At 62.4% G+C, this 16,623-nt stretch carries 14 protein-coding genes; all 14 read right to left on the bottom strand.

All coding sequences use genetic code 11. The annotated features are described in order from the left end of the window. Nucleotides 1-118: 118 nt before the first annotated feature. Complete coding sequence (gene cas2e / locus ACN0RJ_RS03345; protein ID WP_417723409.1) at nucleotides 119-400, bottom strand: type I-E CRISPR-associated endoribonuclease Cas2e; 282 nt, start codon at nucleotides 398-400, stop codon at nucleotides 119-121. 11 nt (nucleotides 401-411) lie between these two features. After that, nucleotides 412-1,290: a type I-E CRISPR-associated endonuclease Cas1e gene (cas1e, locus tag ACN0RJ_RS03340; protein ID WP_417723399.1), complete on the bottom strand. Its 879-nt coding sequence runs from the start codon at nucleotides 1,288-1,290 to the stop codon at nucleotides 412-414. Beyond that, complete coding sequence (locus tag ACN0RJ_RS03335; RefSeq protein ID WP_417723398.1) at nucleotides 1,284-2,036, bottom strand: type I-E CRISPR-associated protein Cas6/Cse3/CasE; 753 nt, start codon at nucleotides 2,034-2,036, stop codon at nucleotides 1,284-1,286. The genes cas1e and ACN0RJ_RS03335 overlap by 7 nt, the downstream gene beginning before the upstream one ends. Beyond that, nucleotides 2,033-2,704 carry a type I-E CRISPR-associated protein Cas5/CasD gene (cas5e, locus tag ACN0RJ_RS03330; RefSeq protein ID WP_417723397.1) on the bottom strand — a complete coding sequence of 224 codons (672 nt, stop codon included), beginning with the start codon at nucleotides 2,702-2,704 and terminating at the stop codon, nucleotides 2,033-2,035. Before cas5e ends, ACN0RJ_RS03335 begins: the two co-directional genes overlap by 4 nt. Next, nucleotides 2,701-3,837 carry a type I-E CRISPR-associated protein Cas7/Cse4/CasC gene (gene cas7e / locus ACN0RJ_RS03325; protein WP_417723396.1) on the bottom strand — a complete coding sequence of 379 codons (1,137 nt, stop codon included), beginning with the start codon at nucleotides 3,835-3,837 and terminating at the stop codon, nucleotides 2,701-2,703. The genes cas5e and cas7e overlap by 4 nt, the downstream gene beginning before the upstream one ends. Continuing rightward, nucleotides 3,830-4,324: a type I-E CRISPR-associated protein Cse2/CasB gene (gene casB / locus ACN0RJ_RS03320; RefSeq protein WP_417723395.1), complete on the bottom strand. Its 495-nt coding sequence runs from the start codon at nucleotides 4,322-4,324 to the stop codon at nucleotides 3,830-3,832. The genes cas7e and casB overlap by 8 nt, the downstream gene beginning before the upstream one ends. Further along, nucleotides 4,317-5,825 carry a hypothetical protein gene (locus tag ACN0RJ_RS03315; RefSeq protein ID WP_417723394.1) on the bottom strand — a complete coding sequence of 503 codons (1,509 nt, stop codon included), beginning with the start codon at nucleotides 5,823-5,825 and terminating at the stop codon, nucleotides 4,317-4,319. Before ACN0RJ_RS03315 ends, casB begins: the two co-directional genes overlap by 8 nt. Next, entirely contained in the window at nucleotides 5,822-8,368 is a 2,547-nt protein-coding gene (cas3, locus tag ACN0RJ_RS03310; RefSeq protein WP_417723393.1) for a CRISPR-associated helicase Cas3', read from the bottom strand. The genes ACN0RJ_RS03315 and cas3 overlap by 4 nt, the downstream gene beginning before the upstream one ends. A 983-nt stretch (nucleotides 8,369-9,351) precedes the next feature. Continuing rightward, nucleotides 9,352-9,732 carry a hypothetical protein gene (locus ACN0RJ_RS03305; protein WP_417723392.1) on the bottom strand — a complete coding sequence of 127 codons (381 nt, stop codon included), beginning with the start codon at nucleotides 9,730-9,732 and terminating at the stop codon, nucleotides 9,352-9,354. A 320-nt stretch (nucleotides 9,733-10,052) separates the two neighbouring features. Further along, nucleotides 10,053-12,755, bottom strand: a complete 2,703-nt coding sequence (locus ACN0RJ_RS03300) for a calcium-binding protein (protein ID WP_417723391.1) — start codon at nucleotides 12,753-12,755, stop codon at nucleotides 10,053-10,055. 498 nt (nucleotides 12,756-13,253) lie between these two features. Continuing rightward, entirely contained in the window at nucleotides 13,254-13,661 is a 408-nt protein-coding gene (locus tag ACN0RJ_RS03295; RefSeq protein WP_417723390.1) for an XRE family transcriptional regulator, read from the bottom strand. A 150-nt stretch (nucleotides 13,662-13,811) separates the two neighbouring features. Then, nucleotides 13,812-14,582 carry a recombinase family protein gene (locus ACN0RJ_RS03290; RefSeq protein WP_417723389.1) on the bottom strand — a complete coding sequence of 257 codons (771 nt, stop codon included), beginning with the start codon at nucleotides 14,580-14,582 and terminating at the stop codon, nucleotides 13,812-13,814. A 69-nt stretch (nucleotides 14,583-14,651) separates the two neighbouring features. Next, complete coding sequence (locus tag ACN0RJ_RS03285) at nucleotides 14,652-14,780, bottom strand: hypothetical protein (protein ID WP_417723388.1); 129 nt, start codon at nucleotides 14,778-14,780, stop codon at nucleotides 14,652-14,654. 5 nt (nucleotides 14,781-14,785) lie between these two features. Then, entirely contained in the window at nucleotides 14,786-16,555 is a 1,770-nt protein-coding gene (locus ACN0RJ_RS03280) for a DUF927 domain-containing protein (RefSeq protein WP_417723387.1), read from the bottom strand. Nucleotides 16,556-16,623 lie beyond the last annotated feature (68 nt).

Here is a 16,623-nt window from a genome sequence, read left to right as displayed (position 1 = left end):
CGGCAAAGTCGATGCCGAACTGGACGGGTCTATCCCCGCACACGCGGGGGAGCCTCTTGGCGATAAGAGATTGAATTTTCGACGATGTCAAAGAGCGGTGAGGAGAGAAATGTAGCAGCTACACACGTCTTACGAGCAGGACACCATCGGCATCGACTATTTCCTTCGGGGGTTCGCCGAGAGTCTCGATGCGAAGGTGGCCTACCGCAGAAGACTCGCGCCACACAAGGACCAGACTGCCACGACCCAGAGTGTCCCACCAATCCGACATAACGGACCAAACGCGTTCGCGAACACCCGCCGACATATCGGGTGCAACGTAGACCCCAGATGATATCTCCAACATGACAGAGGTCAGAAACCCCCGATAGCGCATCTCGACATCCCGCGTCACGATCATAGTCAAGGGCATCAGTCGTTTCGTCCCTCGATCAGAGCCTTGATACGCTCGATCATTGCCGGAATTATTCCGTCCTTGGCCAAAGCTTCCCCCGTCATTCGGCGTGTCAGCCTTTCGACGTTCTCGTCAGGCCGCTCTTTGGCCGCCTTCGCGGCTCGAAATGCGCAGGGCACCGTGACCCTGTCACGCCAGAGATCAGCGATGTCGAGAACGAAACTCTGCCCCGGGTCCTCGTGGATGAACCCGAGCTGTGGGATGGTCGCGGTCGCGCAGACGGCAATGGCAGCTGCTGCTTCGACTGCAGAAGCGGCATGGTTGAGCGCTTGGTTGGGTAGATCCGTGGAAGATGGATTTGCCCGATCATACCGCCGTCCCCTCCATTCAATGCCTGCCCTCTGAGCTTGGAGCGCGTAGAATTCCTTCATCCGAGATCCCTCGATTCCACGTAGGACGTTGAGGTCCGAGTGAGGCAACACTTCTCCCAGCCGGAACGCATACATGCGCCGAGCCGTCATGATCCGAAGATCCTCGTCCGCCCAGATCCGCGCCTGAATGCGGGCCAGGCCGGAGCGATCCGGGATCATAGGCGGCGCCGTGTAGAGGCGCACCCCGTCTTCTCCCACGGCCGCTAGGGCCGTGCGAGCATGGGCGAGCAGACGCAAGGCATCGTGGCTGACAGTCGATCCGGGTCCGAGCAACACGATCGACACACCTTGCAATGGAATGGCGTAGTCGCCGGGATCGAGCGCGTCCGCCACTGTCCGCTCTCCCTGCAGGAAAGCGAGGGTGCCATCCCTCGCCGTGAGCGCGCCCCGTGCCAGATAGAGGCAGCCTGCCCTGTCGGCGTGGGGCACCTTGGCGCTGTCGAGGCCCAGACGTCCCTTCAGCACGGCGCAGTTCTCTGGGGGGGGCGAAGCAGAAGCATTCCAAAACCGTAGGCGCGATGTCGGCCGACACCCCGAGCGAGCCTATCGGCAAAGCCAAGAGGATCGACGATCCGCAAGGTGCCATGGACCGCCGCGTCCGGGCCTTCGAGAGAGCGCCCCTTGCGAGTCACGGAGAGGCGGCGGAATGAAGTCAGGCGTGAGGCATCCGGTTCCAGTTCTGCGACCGGGGCGAGACGTGCAGCCAGCCAGTCAATATATACGGCTTCTCGGGAAGCACTTTCTTGTCGCATGCTCCGCGCAAGGAAGGCGTCGATCTCTGCACCCTTCGCAAACCGGACCGCCTCGCCCGAAGCCGTGGTGCCCGACATTGCGTTTGCCAGCCGAACAACCGGACGAAGGCGAACGTCAAACCCGAGGCGCTGGCCGGCGGTCCAAGCCGTCTCGGGTCTCGAAATTGAGCGCATTCGGTCCAGCGGGACCACCTCGTCCAGTGAAGGCGTAAGACTTTGCCGCGCGCTTGTTCGGAGCTCAGAAGCATCCGCGCCGGCATATGCATAAAGCGTCCCGTGCTTGGCGCGTGGGGCCAGCATGAGCCGAAATGGCTGCAGCACAGCAGGACCGAATATTTCCCCAAGGAGATGGTGCAGTGCCAGACCTTCGTCGAAGACACCGCGCCCGAGGTTGCGACCTGCTGCCCATTGATGGAGGTCTTTGAGAGCGATGGGCATCTCGATCAGGTGAAGCGTCATGCGATCACCCCTTCCACGATGTGGCGGCTGCCACCATGCAGCCCGCTGCGCCAATTGCGCAGATCAGCGAGATCTCGCGCCAATGCAGCATCTGTTTCGACTTCAACGGGCCAGGCTCCGCGCCCCGATAGACCAAGTGAGAGGAGTGCGTCGTGGGCAGTCGCGCCTTCGGTCCAGCCTACGAGCAAGGGTGCGGCAGGCAGGCAATGCTTCCTTCCTATGAAGAGCGGACGTGCCGGGCGGTCCAGCGCCTGCGCCAGGTCGTCTATTGTCGGAGCATAGTCACCGGTTAGCCTCAGGACGACGCGGCAATCGTGGTCGGCCAGATGGTCTCTCCGACGACGGTGAGGGCTGTCATAAGTGGCGCCCGCCCGTGTTTCCGGCTGGCCCAAAGTGGTCCAGCCACGATCCCTCGCCTCAAGCTTTGCGTTCTGAGTATCGGTCAGCAGCCTTCCCTGCCGAACGATCAACGCTCCAAATACAAGACGGTCCTGCAATGCCTGATGAGCGGCGCTCTCCTCGCGTCGCCAGCCTATTGCATTCGCGATGAGCCCGGTCAGCGTAGAGGCAGAAGGCATGTCTCGGGTAGGGCCGACGTGGTCGATGGCGACGCCGCCGAAAGAGAGAAGCGGCGCCGAGAGCCGTAGATGCAACCAACGGAGCGTCATGCCGGCTCTCTGACAAGCGATGCGGGCAATTCCGCGACGAAAACTGCCAGATCGGCCAATGTTCCGCGCTCGGCGCCCGGGACATCGGTGTTGGCCAGCGACATGACCCGGCGGGTCTCCCCAGTGGCATAGGCCGTGTCCAGTGCCGCCAGATGACTGGAGAGCCTGGACACGGCCGCGGCGGTATTGGCTGAGCAGGGATCGCGGAAAGCCTCGGCTAGGCTTCGGGGCTGACGATCGCCGGCTTCGACCATCAGTAAGGATGCTCGGGAATAGGGCGCGGTGGAGCCGAGCTTGGCCCCCGGCGAAACCTCGGCGATGAGATACAGCAGGTTGTGCAGAACTTGCCCAGCAAGCGCTGTGTCTCCCCCGAAATTGGCCATCAGACCCGGCAGGTCGATCACGACGTAGCCGTAGAACAGCCCGGAGGTCAGTTCGGTTTCCTGGATGGTGTCGGCGCCGGTGTCTTCGTCGCGTGCCAGATCGTCGGCGGCGATGAAGTAGTCGCTCTCGGCCTCTTCCGCGTGGACGGTGAAGGCATGCGCGACGTGCACCGGCGCGTCGATGTTGGCCTTGGGGTCGGACGTGACCATGCGGCCGAACAGGGCGCCTGTCAGACCGCCCGGCAGCTTTGAACCCTCACTCAGCGCCTTGAGGTTTGCCTTGTGGGCCCTGTGCCAGTCGGTCGCAAGCGTCTTGGCCGCCTTGGCGTCTCCGCCGGCTTCGCCGATGAGACGGCGCGCTTCCCCCGTTAGGTATGCGATCTCGACTTCCCCGAGCAGCAACGTCTGCCGCGATTTTAGTTCAGTGCCCTTGTCTCCGTAGACCGCGGTCAGTATCGCTTCGCGGATTGGCTTCAGCACCCCCTCGTCGATCCCGTCCGGCAGCCCGGCGAGCACCTTGCGATCAACCGTCTCCCGTGAGCGGAAGGCCGCGTCGGCGCCGTCGATACGGCTGAGCGCGTGGGGGTCCTCGGCCAGCCGCCAGTGCCGCTTCAGACACTGGGAACTGATACGGGTGCGCAGGACGCCTCCGTAGGGCAGACGCTTGGCCAGGCCCGCGTCGTCACGGTTGAGGAGCGCCGCCGTGTAGGGGGCGAGGTAGTGGATCTGAAGGAAACGGGGGTCAGCCATTCTGGGCGTCCTCTTCGGGTTCGTTCTGGGCGTGGTCTCGGTAATAATCGCGGGCCAGAGCATTGCCACCCTGTCCGAGAACGGCGCGCGCAAGGCCCACGACGTCGATCTTGTGGTGCTTGCGGGATACCATGCGGATGGCGCGTTCCAGCGCCTCCAGCCGGGCTTCTCCGCGTGCCGCGAGCAGTCGGGCCAAGCGCTGCTCGGACAGGCCGGCGGTGGCCAACACGGCTCCGACCCTGTCAGCGGATGAGTGGATCGAAGTTGTCACCGTCGCAGGCGTCATCAGGGCCACCATGCGGGTGAACTGCAACCAAGACGCCTCCTGCGAAGGGGAAATCCCGAGCCGCGCTGCGTGGCGCCAGAAGACCGGTGCCCCGCGCTCGTCCATACGCCGAGCTTCGGCCTTCTCGCCCGGTCCAGCCGCGGCCAGCGCCGCCGCGATGGATAGAGCGCAGCGCGCCGTTCTATCGTCGGGATCAGACATGAGCCTCCTCCGCTTGTTTGAAATCCTTGATCAAGTAGGCCAGCCTGCGCGCCAGTTCCGTGCGGCCCCGCACTTCCGCCCTGGGCCGCAGCAGGCTCGCGCAGGGAATGGCTGGTAACGCTGCCTCGAACTCTTGCCATGCGATCGATGCAAGCTGGGAAAGGAATGCGAAGCGCATCGGGCTGACATCATCGTCGTGCTTCGCTGTCGCCCGCGTCCACAATTCCTGGAAGAAAAAGAGGTCGGCGTCCCGCCGGAACGCCTCCCTGGCTGGTGCGACCCGGCCGTAGTGCTCCTGTTTCGGTCTCTCCGGCCGGCCCTCGTTGGCAACTCTGGCCAACGCGTCGCGCAGCGCCAGCCCGGCATCGGCAATGTCCTTGACCACACCGTCAGCAACGTCGCAGACCCGTTCGCGGAACAGCCGTGGCATCACGGCCTTCGGCACAGGCACCACTCGCGAACGGAAGCCGTCGGTCTTGGAGTTCCCGCGCGAGAATGCCTCGGCAATCAGCAGCATGGGCTGCCGTTCCTCCTCGGAGGAGGGCTGCGCCATCGGCGGTTTGTGCCATTCCGGGTTGGTCTTGAACAGTAGTCTAACCAGCACCTCATACGTAAAGTCCTGGTCTCCCAGCGTGAAACTCTTGCCCTCGACATGAATAGGCGCCCAAGGGTCGCCCGTATTGCCTTTCGCAGCCCTTCCATCAATGCGAGCTGCCTTCGAGGTGCTGCGCTCGGCCGCAATTCGCCCATCTACATCAACCAACCTGATGCGGCGACATACCTCGATGAAGAGCGGGTCCAAGTCTCCCAGCGAAAACGATTGACCATCTGGCCAGGGCGCTGTCCAGAGGAGTGCCTTGCGCGCGTCATTTACGCGCTCTTCCAGCAGATGGGACACGTCCCGCCTCCACCAGGCCGATGGATCGACCTCGACCGAGCCTGGGCGCGCAGGAACCAGTCCAATCATGGTCCGTGACGAGGAGCCGCCGTTCATCCGGGCGATGCCATAGTTCCCGGCGCCGCCGAAGCCCTCCATCGTCTGAAGGCTGACAAGTGCGAAGATCCAGTCGTCCGGCATGGCGTGCCGGGCGATGTCGCGTTTCAGGTCGTGGTTCCGCGACGTAATGAGCATGTCGAGCGCGTCAGGGGTGTTGACCGGCGTCCACCTGAGGCCGCCGGGGTCGGGAGGCTGGAGAAACCCGGGCTTGGTGCGATCAGACAAGATCAGGTGCCATGGCTCACCCTCAGGGAAGTCCGGGGTGAGGCCCAGCAGCGCCGTTCTCCATACCTCCGGATCCTCCGGCAGGTCCGCCAATGCCGACTTCGACAAGGCAAGCGTGGCAAGTTGGACCAGGAACATGTGCCACGCCGGTCGCTGATGCGGCCTGAGCGCCGGAAACGACGTGACCTCCCCTCGGCTCATGGCAGCAAACAGACCGGGGAGCGTTTCTGCCCCGCCGCCCGTCCGGATCAGCGCGTCGTTCAGCAGATCGCATCTCATGCGGGCTCTCCCTTCTTGAGTCCTTCAGGACCGTAAGTCAGCACCATGTCAGAAACAGTCATACTGATCGGCGGACCGGCCTCCACCGCGACGACTTCCTCCCCCGTCATTCCACGGGACCAATGCGCAGGCAGGGACATTGTCCTGACCGGTTTGCCAAAGGCGCCAATCGTCCCCTCGGGCAACTGCAGCACGACTCCGCTCTCGCCGAGACGGGTGCGCAGGATCTGATCGTCTGGAAACGGCGCCAACGGCTTGGTGCGGTCGAGAATCGCGAGCTTCGCCGTCTGCATCTCGGCCAGTGCACGCCCCGTCACGCGCTGGCGGTAGCTCTGCCAGCCGCGAGCCTCCGCAATACGGTCCAGCGCCTCCGGGTGCGTTGCGGCCTCGACCAGAGACCGGTTCATATCCGGGATACGCCAGATTGGCCGCTCTTCTATCTCCGACAGTGTCGCGGCAAGGCCCGGCACATCAACATAGATACCGGCCAGGCTCGGACCATCCGGGTTCGCTCCCAATCCATTCTCCTGCCGGGTGACAAGCGGATCGAGACCGGTTTCCGGGCACAACACCACCGCGTGGGCCTCCTCGAACCCGGAAGGTCGTGGCCGCCGGTGGCGATGAAGTCGACCGACCCGTTGGAGCAGCACATCCATCGGGCAGAGATCCGTGATCAGAAGGTCCGCGCAGAGGTCGAGGGATTGCTCCAACGTTTGGGTTCCGATCACGATACGCCCACCCTTGGCGCTGTCCTTGCCGATGGCAAACTCGACAGCCTCGTCAAGCATCGCCCGATCTTCGGCAGCAAACCGGCTGTGGTGCAATGTCGGCTCCCCGTCGACCGCCAGAAGCAGTGAAGGCGCTCGGTCGCGAACCGCCAAAAAAGTCTCCTGCGCTCGCAAGACAGTGTTGCGGATCACGAGCACCCGAGCACCCAGGTTCGCCGCTTGCACACTTAGCAGCGCGGCAGCGTCGCCTGTCCAACCAATATGTGCTGTCATTGCAATCGTCTTGCCGGATGTCTCCTCTCTCTGCACATGATGACATCCTGCCTGGGTCCAGATGGCCGGATAGGGCCTTGCAGACTCGGCATGCAGATCTCGTGCCTCATTACCGAACCACTTCGCTCTGGCGGCAGCCCCTAGGGTCGCTGACATCAGCATAACATGCCCACCGAGCGCGAGGTGATCGCGTGCCATCGCCGACTGAACTTCGGTCATGTAGGGGTCCGACGCGTGAACTTCGTCTATGACCAGCAGGGCACGCGACAGCGCCGCGCCCCTAAGATGTGCAAACTTGACTTGAAGCGCTCCCAACGAGACTTGGTCAATCGTGCCCACGGCGATCTGCGCGGAGAGAAAGCGTGCGGAATGTTCTGCCGCCCAGCGGGTTGGTCGAGCTTCACCGTCCTCCCACAGAAACTTGAAATCCGGCAGACGTCTGCCCCTCGTGTCCCCCGAGATCACCTGCCCCGGAACCGCAAGCAGGGCTTCCGTGCGTGTGGTGAACATACGATCAAGCGCCAGGTTGACCCGCTGATGAAGCTGGCGCGCGGCCGCGCGCGTTGGCACGGCGAAATATAGGGCATCCACTTCGCCGGCCTCGACAAGCGACGCGAAACGCCAAATAGCTGCCTCGGTCTTGCCAGAACCTGTCTCGGCCTCCAGCAGAATGAGGTTTTCCTGCGGAGAGATCTTTCCCGCGGCGGTCTGGGCAGGTCGCGGCGATCCATGAGATGATATGAGCGCCCAGGACGGTGGCCCGCGCAGTTTCAGAGACCCTATGGCAAACCCCATGTCTCGAACACGACTATTGGCACGGGTTTGCGCCATCGCCCAATAGTCATCGCGAAACTCTGCCACATACGGAAACACTTCATGGTCGGAGGCAATCCAATCGGCAAGCGTCACTAGACCGCAAAAGAGGTGAAGGAGTCGCGGTTTCAACGGGGGTGGAGACGAGTATCGTAAAGCCGGAAACCATTCTAGCAAAGCTCGTCCAAGAACGCGCTCCTCTTCCTTCCAATCATAATTCTCGATGGTCGGAGGAAATGCTGCGGCTGAGTGGCCAAGACTCGGAAAAGGAACAGGGCGACCGTGGTGAGCAAGAATGGCATGAAACCAATTCAGAAACTCCGTCCAAGTCGCGAGACTATCCATAGCACCTGCCAAGGTTGATTCATTAGCACGCTCGAGCCAAAACCAACCGGCTTCGAGATGCCCGCGCTTGCTCGGCACCGCCAATTCTGGTCGAGCCTTGGCCTGAAATCCGGGCGCAAGTTTCCCAACGTCGTGGAGGAACACCAGAGCAGCCATGCAAGTTATTTCATCTTCAAGTAGGTCGCGTCCAAGTGCAGCCTGCATACGATCAAGATACTTCGTCGAGGTAAGAAGCTCTAAGAATACGGCCGAGACGTCAGCGCTATGATGTGCGAGGTGATGGAAGCGCCTTTCTTGCGCGTCGGCCTTCCCCCATGCGTTAATCACATTCTCACCATTAATGATTCTCTGATAGCAGAGTATTCCAAGATTTCCATATGACAATTTCTATTTCCTCGGCAAAGGCAGATTTGACCACCGAATCCTTCCGAGGACCCGACGCATCCCCATCGAGTTCTTCGGGCACCCTAGGACTTCGCTTTCATTCATGGAAATGGTGACGTCTGGCCATTCCTCGGCCCCGACCCGCGTGACCTTTTGGAGTCCACCTTCAGGTGCTGCCCTTGCTCCGAAGTGCTGCGGCGCGCACCGGACTGCCAACTGGGGAGCACAAGGTATTGATCTCTTCGAGATCCGGGATGATGTGAAGAGGCAGTTTCCAGCGAAAATCGTGAGGCAAAACTGCGAGAGATTCGCCTGGAAAAGCTGCTCATCGGAAAAAAGGCAAACGTGGACACGCAGGATTCATAAAATAGAAGCATTTGCCAGACCGCGCACCTTTACCTCGACCTTGCGCCGGGGTTTCAGACAAGGCAAAGCCTTTACCTCTGAGCCTCGAAAACTTTACGTCCACCTTTCCCTCCCGGCGTCGGAACGTTGTCGCAGGGAAAGGTCGCGCAAGGGCGGCAAGTCTCCGTCAAGCAGTCACGCAACGTCAGACAAGTTCTGAAGGACATACTACATGTGGTGTGGTCGTGTTCATGCCCCAGGGTTTGATCAAGAGCGCTTTCAACGTGCTACGGGACTGACCGGGGCACATGTCCTGCACAGCCCCGGAGAGACTCACTGAGGGGCATGGGGCGTCGGCAGCCCCCCTAGCTTGCCCCCTCAGTGCCTCCCTGAGCGCCGGCACGTCGCCCTGCGAACGGGCCGGGAGCCGACCAGCGTTGAGATGATCAGCGACCGTTCCGGTCTGGATCGTGCCAGTCTGATCGGCACCTTCGGCTAACGTGCGGCCGGACAGGCAAAGCCGGACCGATCTGTCCCACAACGATCCTGATGCCGAGATAACGTCTCGACACCATTTCGTTGCTGGCGTTGGCCGAGAAGATACACAATGACCTTGCCGGCCGACAATCTTTCCCCGGTCAGCGTGTCACACGGCCGAAGGTGTTCGCCTTCTTGTTGGGGCGGGCGAAGGTCGTGTTGCCGGTCTTGGGATCGAGGGTGACGACGGCATACTTGCCCTTGAAGGTCAGCATTCCCCCCTTGGAGGAAATCTTTCCCTTCGCCTCTCCGGCCTTGTCGATCTTCCAGGACGGCAGGGCGTTCAGCCAGGCATAACAGGCCTCTCCATTGGAATTGTAGGCGAGGCGGAAAAGAAGCGCTTCCGTCTTGAGGTCGTCCTCGAACCAGACACCTTCGACGGTCTGCTGATAGGCCGAGCGTGGGCAAAGCTTCTCGGAGCCGGGGTCGGCTTTCGGAGCGGCGGATAAAGAGACGGGGAGAAGGGCAAAGAGAATGGTCAAGCCGCGCGTAATCATGGATTGCACCCTATGGCAAAGTGGCGTGACTGAAAGATTACTATTACAGCCCGCATCCCGGAAGAGGAAATAATGCTGAATGACATGGATTTTACTGCCCGAGGTTCGATGCCGCGATTGGTGTTCCGGGGAGCGCAGACGGAAGATTTCAGAAGAATTTCAATTCTGCAAAAAGACAATAAATCATTCACGCCCCTGCCTGTTCGGACATGGGCTTTATTATTGCTGCACGGTCGAACACACATTGGACCTCACACACTCAATGACCCGCGACCTGGAATGGAAAGTCGCGGGGCCCGTTATTCTCAAACGAACACGAAATCCGAGAAATCGGTAAGCACCGTGCCGACGATCAGGATCGTGTCCGCCTGTCCCGCGACCTCGACCAGCGTATTGCCGCCGGAGGCCGAGAGCGTCAGGCTCGCCTGCGGGATGCCCGTCATCTGGATCCGGTCGGAACCGGTCGCGAAGCCCTGGATCGAGTCGTTGCCGAACACGCCTGCGAAGACAAATGTGTCCGGCCCGGCGCCGCCAAACAGCCGGTCGTTTCCCGCGCCGCCGACCAGCGTGTCCGTCCCGTTGCCGCCATAGAGCGTGTCCGCCCCGTCCGAGCCGTCGAGCCAGTCGTTGCCGTCCTCGCCATACATCAGGTCGCCGTCCGAGCCGCCGTTCAGCGTGTCGTTGCCAAGACCGCCCAGCAGGGTGTCGAGCCCGGCATTGCCCGCGAGGCTGTCGGCCTCGCCGTTGCCCTCGATGTAGTCGTTGCCGCTGCCGCCGGAGACCGTATCCGCCCCGCTGCCGCCAAGCAGCGAGTCGTTGTCGTCGCCGCCGAGCAGGCTGTCGTTGCCTGCGCCGCCGTCGAGCGTGTCGTTGGCCTTGTTGCCCTGCAAGGTGTCGTTGCCGTCGTCGCCGCGCACGAGGTCGCGCCCATCGCCGCCGACCGCGCTGTCGTTCCCGGCGCCGCCCTCCATCGTGTCGTTACCGAGGTTGCCCTGGAGCGTGTCCCTACCGCCCCCCCCTAGCAGGCTGTCGGTATTGCCGCCGCCTATGAGGAGATCATTGCCCTCATCTCCCCGAAGTGTGTCAGCTCCGTCGTCACCACGCAGCGCATCATTCCCATCCCCCCCGGACAGATCGTCGGATCCTGTCCCCCCGTAGAGGGTATCGTTCTCCGATGCGCCCGACAGGGTATCATCTCCGGCGTCGCCAAATATGGAGTCCGAGCCTGCACCACCGTAGGCGACATCATTTCCGGTGCCTCCGAAGATTGTATCAGCACCTGCGACGCCGAATAGATCGTCGTGTCCGCCGCCGCCATAAATCAGGTCGTCACCATCCTCACCATTGAGCGCCTGATGGAAGTCTCCGCCAATCAAGGTGTCATTGCCGCCCCATCCCATCAACGTCACACCGGAGATATTCCCGGCAAACATATGGTCTGCGAACCTTGTTCCGTAGACAGATTCGATGGAGACAAGTCCACATGTATCGCGACCATTGTTCCAAAGGTTCGCGGCCATATCGATGTTTATTCCAACGGACGAGTCCCTGGCATAGAGGGCATCCACGCCTGCCCCACCGTCAACATGGTCCAGCGCGCCAGCGTGGACGATGAAGAAGTCGTTTCCATCATCGCCGAACAAGTTGTCGTGTCCGCCGTAAATCGTATCGCTGCCACCTCCTCCGCGAACCGTGTCGCTTCCGAGCCATCCATGTAGGACGTCATCTCCGTCCCCTCCCACGACCGACTCGCTGAAGATGGTTCCGACTTGCCAATTCGAGGTCTGGTTCGGACCGGGAGGAGCCCAGGCATCCCTAGTATCGTATATCTGCGCCCGGACGTTGAGTCCCGATCCGCCGACGTCACCGGGGCTGCCGATGCGGCGCGAGGTCCAGCTCACGACGAACCGTCCGTCGGCAAGGCCGATGCCGTTCGGGTCGCCCTCGCCTCCGGAGTCGATGGTGACCATGTTGCCGACCGCGACACCCGTTGCATCGAAGCGGCGCAGCGACATGCGGCTGGCAGCACTGTCCTCGAACGAAAAAACAAAACCACCATCTGCAAGTGCAATCAGGTGACTCTGGACGTTGCGGTCCCCGTCGCCCAGATCATTGACCGGAGTGACCCCGCCCAGTGGCGCCCCGGCTGAATCGAACCGCTGGAACGCGACATCGTAGTCAACCAGATCGTCGTTCGACCACGAGATCACGAAGCCGCCGCCACTCAGCGCGACGACAGAGGGCCAGTCGTCGCGCGCTTCGTTGGTCGCAGTATCGGCGACAGCAGTCTCGTCCCCGAAGGCACTGGTGCCATTGGTCAGGCGATACGAAATACCCATATCATCGAAAACGCCATTGCCCGAGACGACGACATAGTCGCCGTTGCCCAGAGCCGCTACATCGGTAAACCAGTGAGGATCCTGACCGGCAGACAGCAGAACGATCTCGCTACCCATTGCACCGTCTGTGGCAACCCTCACGGCGCGGACCGTCGACACGCCGGAAAAGCCGGACACGTGCTCGTAGGCGACCAGATAGCTGCCATCCGCCTGCGCGGCCACGGAAGGGCATCTGAGCAACGAATATGGGCCGGCAGATGTGGGTATTTGCATGGTGGTCGACGGACCAATACCTCCGGCCACGATGGTCCATTCCGTCACCTTCAGTGCATATGTGAAGGCTTCCATGTCGGTGTCAGTGTAGACCACAGCGAATCGTCCGCCGGGCAGGGCGACCGCATCAAACGGGTAGCCAACTTCACTGGTGGTCCCGTCCGATGCCAGGAATTCGTCACCCACCTTGTTGCCAAGCGGATCAAACAACTGGCCGACGACCTCGGTTCCCGGATTCCCAGCCGGCCATGAATCGGATTCGTCCAACCAAAGCACGACAATATATCCGGTGGAAAGCTCGATCGTCACGGGCGCATATTGGGCGTCGCTCGTCGGGCCCGCATCTTGCGTGTTGACCTGGAATTGCGACCACCAGGCAAGAGGTGTGTCAGGCATGGTAGCGGCCTTCGCAATCACTGTAAGAATTCATCATGCACCCTTGAGAAATGCGTCACGCAAAGTGACGGATGCCATCCGCAGGAATGGGAACTTGTAGATTGGCTATAGCTGTCGGCCTTGGACTCGCCCGGAACTTTCTTGGCGCGATCGCGACCGTTTCCGTTGGAACCACTGGGACTCGTGTTGATGCCGGAAAAGTATCTACCAATTCCTGATTCCCGAAAATTCCCGAAAATCGCACAGCCAAGATCAAAAGCAGGACGACGCTGCGTCCCGCCGCACACCTGATGTATCCCCGTTACAGCGCGGATCGTGCACAGGTCATATCCTAGCGCTCGTCCTTAATTGCTGCCCCGAGCGCCTGTATTGCAAGCAGAGAGGGCGACCTGACATGACCGCAGTGGAGGTCACGCAGGAAGCTGAGCCAGGCCATCTCCTCGGCTGTGAGGTATTTGCTCCGATCCGGCAGTGTGAAGCCTTCCACCACGTGCCGGGTCATTTACCGAAGATCCCGCGGATGGCCGCCCGGGCGCGCTGGGTGAGCCGGGGGTCGGTGCCGTCGGAGGCATCCCGCAGTTCCTGAAGCCAGGCGACCTCGTTGGCGGTGAGCACCGTGCCGATGATGTCGGCGATGGCGCCCTGCACGGTCTCGAGGCCGGCCTGTTCGAGCGCAAGGAGAAGGAAGTGCCGGGGGTCGGTCTCGAGCGCCTGCGCCAGGGCCGGGACGCGATCGAGCGCGAGCTTGGAGGCCCCCGCCTTTATCATGCTCAGCATGTTCACGTTCACGAACCCTGCCTCCACGGCGATGTCGCGCTGCGACTTCTTCGGCGCGAGTTCGAGGATCCTGCGGTCGATGAATTTCGCGAGCCGGGTGTCGGCGTGGGGGTAGCTCTTCTTCGTCATGGGGTCACACTCCTGATCACGCAGCACTGCGCTGCTTGATCTCGTTATTGCGACGGACTGAGCGGGAGTGTGTTGGGTCTGGGCGGGAAACCCGTGGGGAAGCGCACGCCCCGATGCAGGACATCGGGGCGTGCAGGGCGTCTGACCGGATCAGGGCAAGGGTGAACCGGGAAGATCATCCTCGAGGAGCAGGGTCATTTCATCCTCGATCTCGACCCAGCGCTTGCGAAGGGCCTCGCGCGTCCACTGACCAGTCTTGAAGGTCTTGCTGTTCTTGAGCCGGAGGATGCCTGCGGCTGCGAGAACGTCGACACGCTGCTGATGGGTCATGTGCTCGACGCCGGGAACGGTCGCGAGATGGCGCGCGGCGGCACGAATGTTGTCATCGCTGCGGAGGACGTTGTTGGTGATGCCGGTGCGCCGGAGGTCATCGGTCAGGGTGGTGCGCGGCTTCCTGCGGAGATCACCAATGGCCTTGAGCGCCTTCCGGGCCTGCGACTTGTGATCGGACTCGGCCTGCGCCATGGCGACCTCGGACAGGAGCCGCTCGCGCTTCACATAGCCGATGTCCACCGAGTAGACGCGGATGCGACGTGACCGGATGAGCTCAACCGTGGGCAGCCACCGGGTCAGGCGGCTCACGTTGAATACAAGTATGGCCGCGTCGAGACGCTGGGCTTCCCGGAGAGCCTGCTGGAAACCGGGACGCGACTCTGAGCGGGGGCTGTGGGCTGACTCTTCATCCATATCATGACCCACGACGTCCATCTTGTTGCGACGTGCGAATTTCGTCATGGCGATGAACTGTTCCTCGATGCTGGGACCGTGGGACTGGGCAATGCTGGAGACACGCGCGTAGAGGAAGACGCGGCGGCGCGACGGGCGGGAATTTTTCGGTGCTTCGGGGGACGTGTGGGACATGTGTAAGCTCCTGATATACATGTTGTTTTTCTGGATGCGCGGAAAGTTCAGGGGGTGGCCATGCGTGTATTAGCGCCGGCCACCCTCGAGTCTCTGGATCGAGGACGTCATAGAGTTGAGGATCACCCGGATCACCCGGATCACCTGGATCACGCAGACCGCCTGGATCGCGAGATTGTCCTGGATCACTTGGATCACTTGGATCAGTGGATCGACGCTGACCGGGACCCGCCGCTGCCGTCGACGTGACACCGAAGCACCGCGTAGACACGCGGCTGACCGGGCACGATCCGCGGCATGCGATACTGGTTGCTCCCCTCATTGCTGCGCAGCAGATCCGCCTCGCGGTGGCATCGCGCGGCATCCCGGGCGTTGCCACCATGGATGCGGCGCCAGGTTTCCGGCCGGAGGTAGTAGTGCGCTTCGTCGAACCAGCCGTCCGCCCCGGCGGCCCCTCCCTCCGTCAGCCGTGCGAGACCTTCGGCTGCATGGCCCCGGATCCACGTTGCGGTCCTGGCGACGGCCTCGTCCGTCCGGGACCGTGTGCCGGTATCCTTCCTGAGCAGGCACTCCTCCGCCAGCGCGAGCAGCGCGTTCCAGGCTTCACCCGTCGTCCAACCTGTCAGTCCGAACCTCGTCGCCAACTCTCCGGCGACAGCGGCGATGGCGAAGCGCTTAAGAACACGATCGGCCTGCGCGCTCGGCGGCTGCCCATGCCGCTGAGCGGCCTGCTCGCAGAACTTCCGAACGAGCAGCGCCGCGCTGTCGAACGCGTGCGGCTGTGCCATGAGCTTCTCGACAAAGATCGGCCCCGCCGTGCCGAAACACCTGCGGGAGGCCGCTACCAGCGACTGCGCAAACTCCTTCGGCGTGGCCACCCCATGAAGCTCATCGAAAGCCCCGTAGCGCCCGCCATCGGCCACAACGTCCACGAGACGCAGCTCGTGGCCGGCATCGACCTTCCGTCCGCCAGACGCGATGTGCGCAGGAATAGTGACCTCTCCGGAACTCAGGATCGCCACCCGCCAGCGGAGCTGCGAATTGTTGCGCCCGTCCGACTTCACGCGCCGCTTACCCTGGCCGTTGCCCAGCATGTAGACGATGTCGCCGAGTTTCGCCGGATCAACCTTGGCGAGTTCCTCGAGCAGGAGGAGCGTATCGCAGCTGGCCGCTGCCGTAGCTTCAAGAGCGTTGTCCGTGATCCGCCAACTCCTCAGCAGATCCGGACCGCCCCAGACGGATCCCGCCACGCGCTGCGCCGTAGATTTTCCGCTCGATGACGCCCCGACAAGATGGAAGCCGCCGCTCTCCATGCCGAGCGGCATGAGCAGCGGGCCGGTGAAGGCCTGGCACAGGGCAAGCAGGGCGATCGGGTTGCCGCGGCAGGGCATGGCGACGGTGCACCGCCAGTCGTCCAATGTGCCCTCGCGGCCGACAGCGCCGGTCCTGTCACGGGCCATCGCCGACAGGATAACGGATCCGGTGCCGATGACGGCCCCGTCACATAGCGCGAAGTCCGCACGCGACTCGTCGCCCCAGCCGACCGTATCGACCAGGGTGACGCGCCGGGTGGGCCGCCAGCTCTGGATCAACGCGACCACGGCCTTGCGGACCTCCGGACCACGCTCGAGCTCCAGCCCCCGCTCGATGAGCGGTTTCAGCAACCGGGTCGCGCTGCCGGAAAGCTCGGCCGCGTCGAGCACCACCGCGTGAACGTCGCCATCGGGGTCACGAACCTCCAGCAGACGCGCCCAGCCGGACCTGTCGTGCCGCCGGCACAGGGCAACCACGCGCAAGGATGAGCAGAGGCGCTTCGGGATGACATCCCCCTCTTCGGACGCCTGCATCAGCCACACGCCGTCGTGGCGGCACTGATACCCGGCAGGAACACCGTCGAAATCGGCGCCGGAAAGCGGCGCAGTCGGACCCGGGGCGATTTCTGTCGGGTCGAGCGGAGAGAACATCGTGGTCATGAGCTACCAGTGTGGTGAAGATGCAAGGGACCGCCCGCGCGATGCGGTATCGCGCGCCGGGAAGGCTT

Source organism: Salipiger sp., assembly GCF_048261495.1.
Classification (GTDB): Bacteria; Pseudomonadota; Alphaproteobacteria; order Rhodobacterales; family Rhodobacteraceae; genus Salipiger.
Note: the sequence above shows the minus strand (reverse complement) of the source record. Positions and strands in the feature narration are given on the sequence as shown.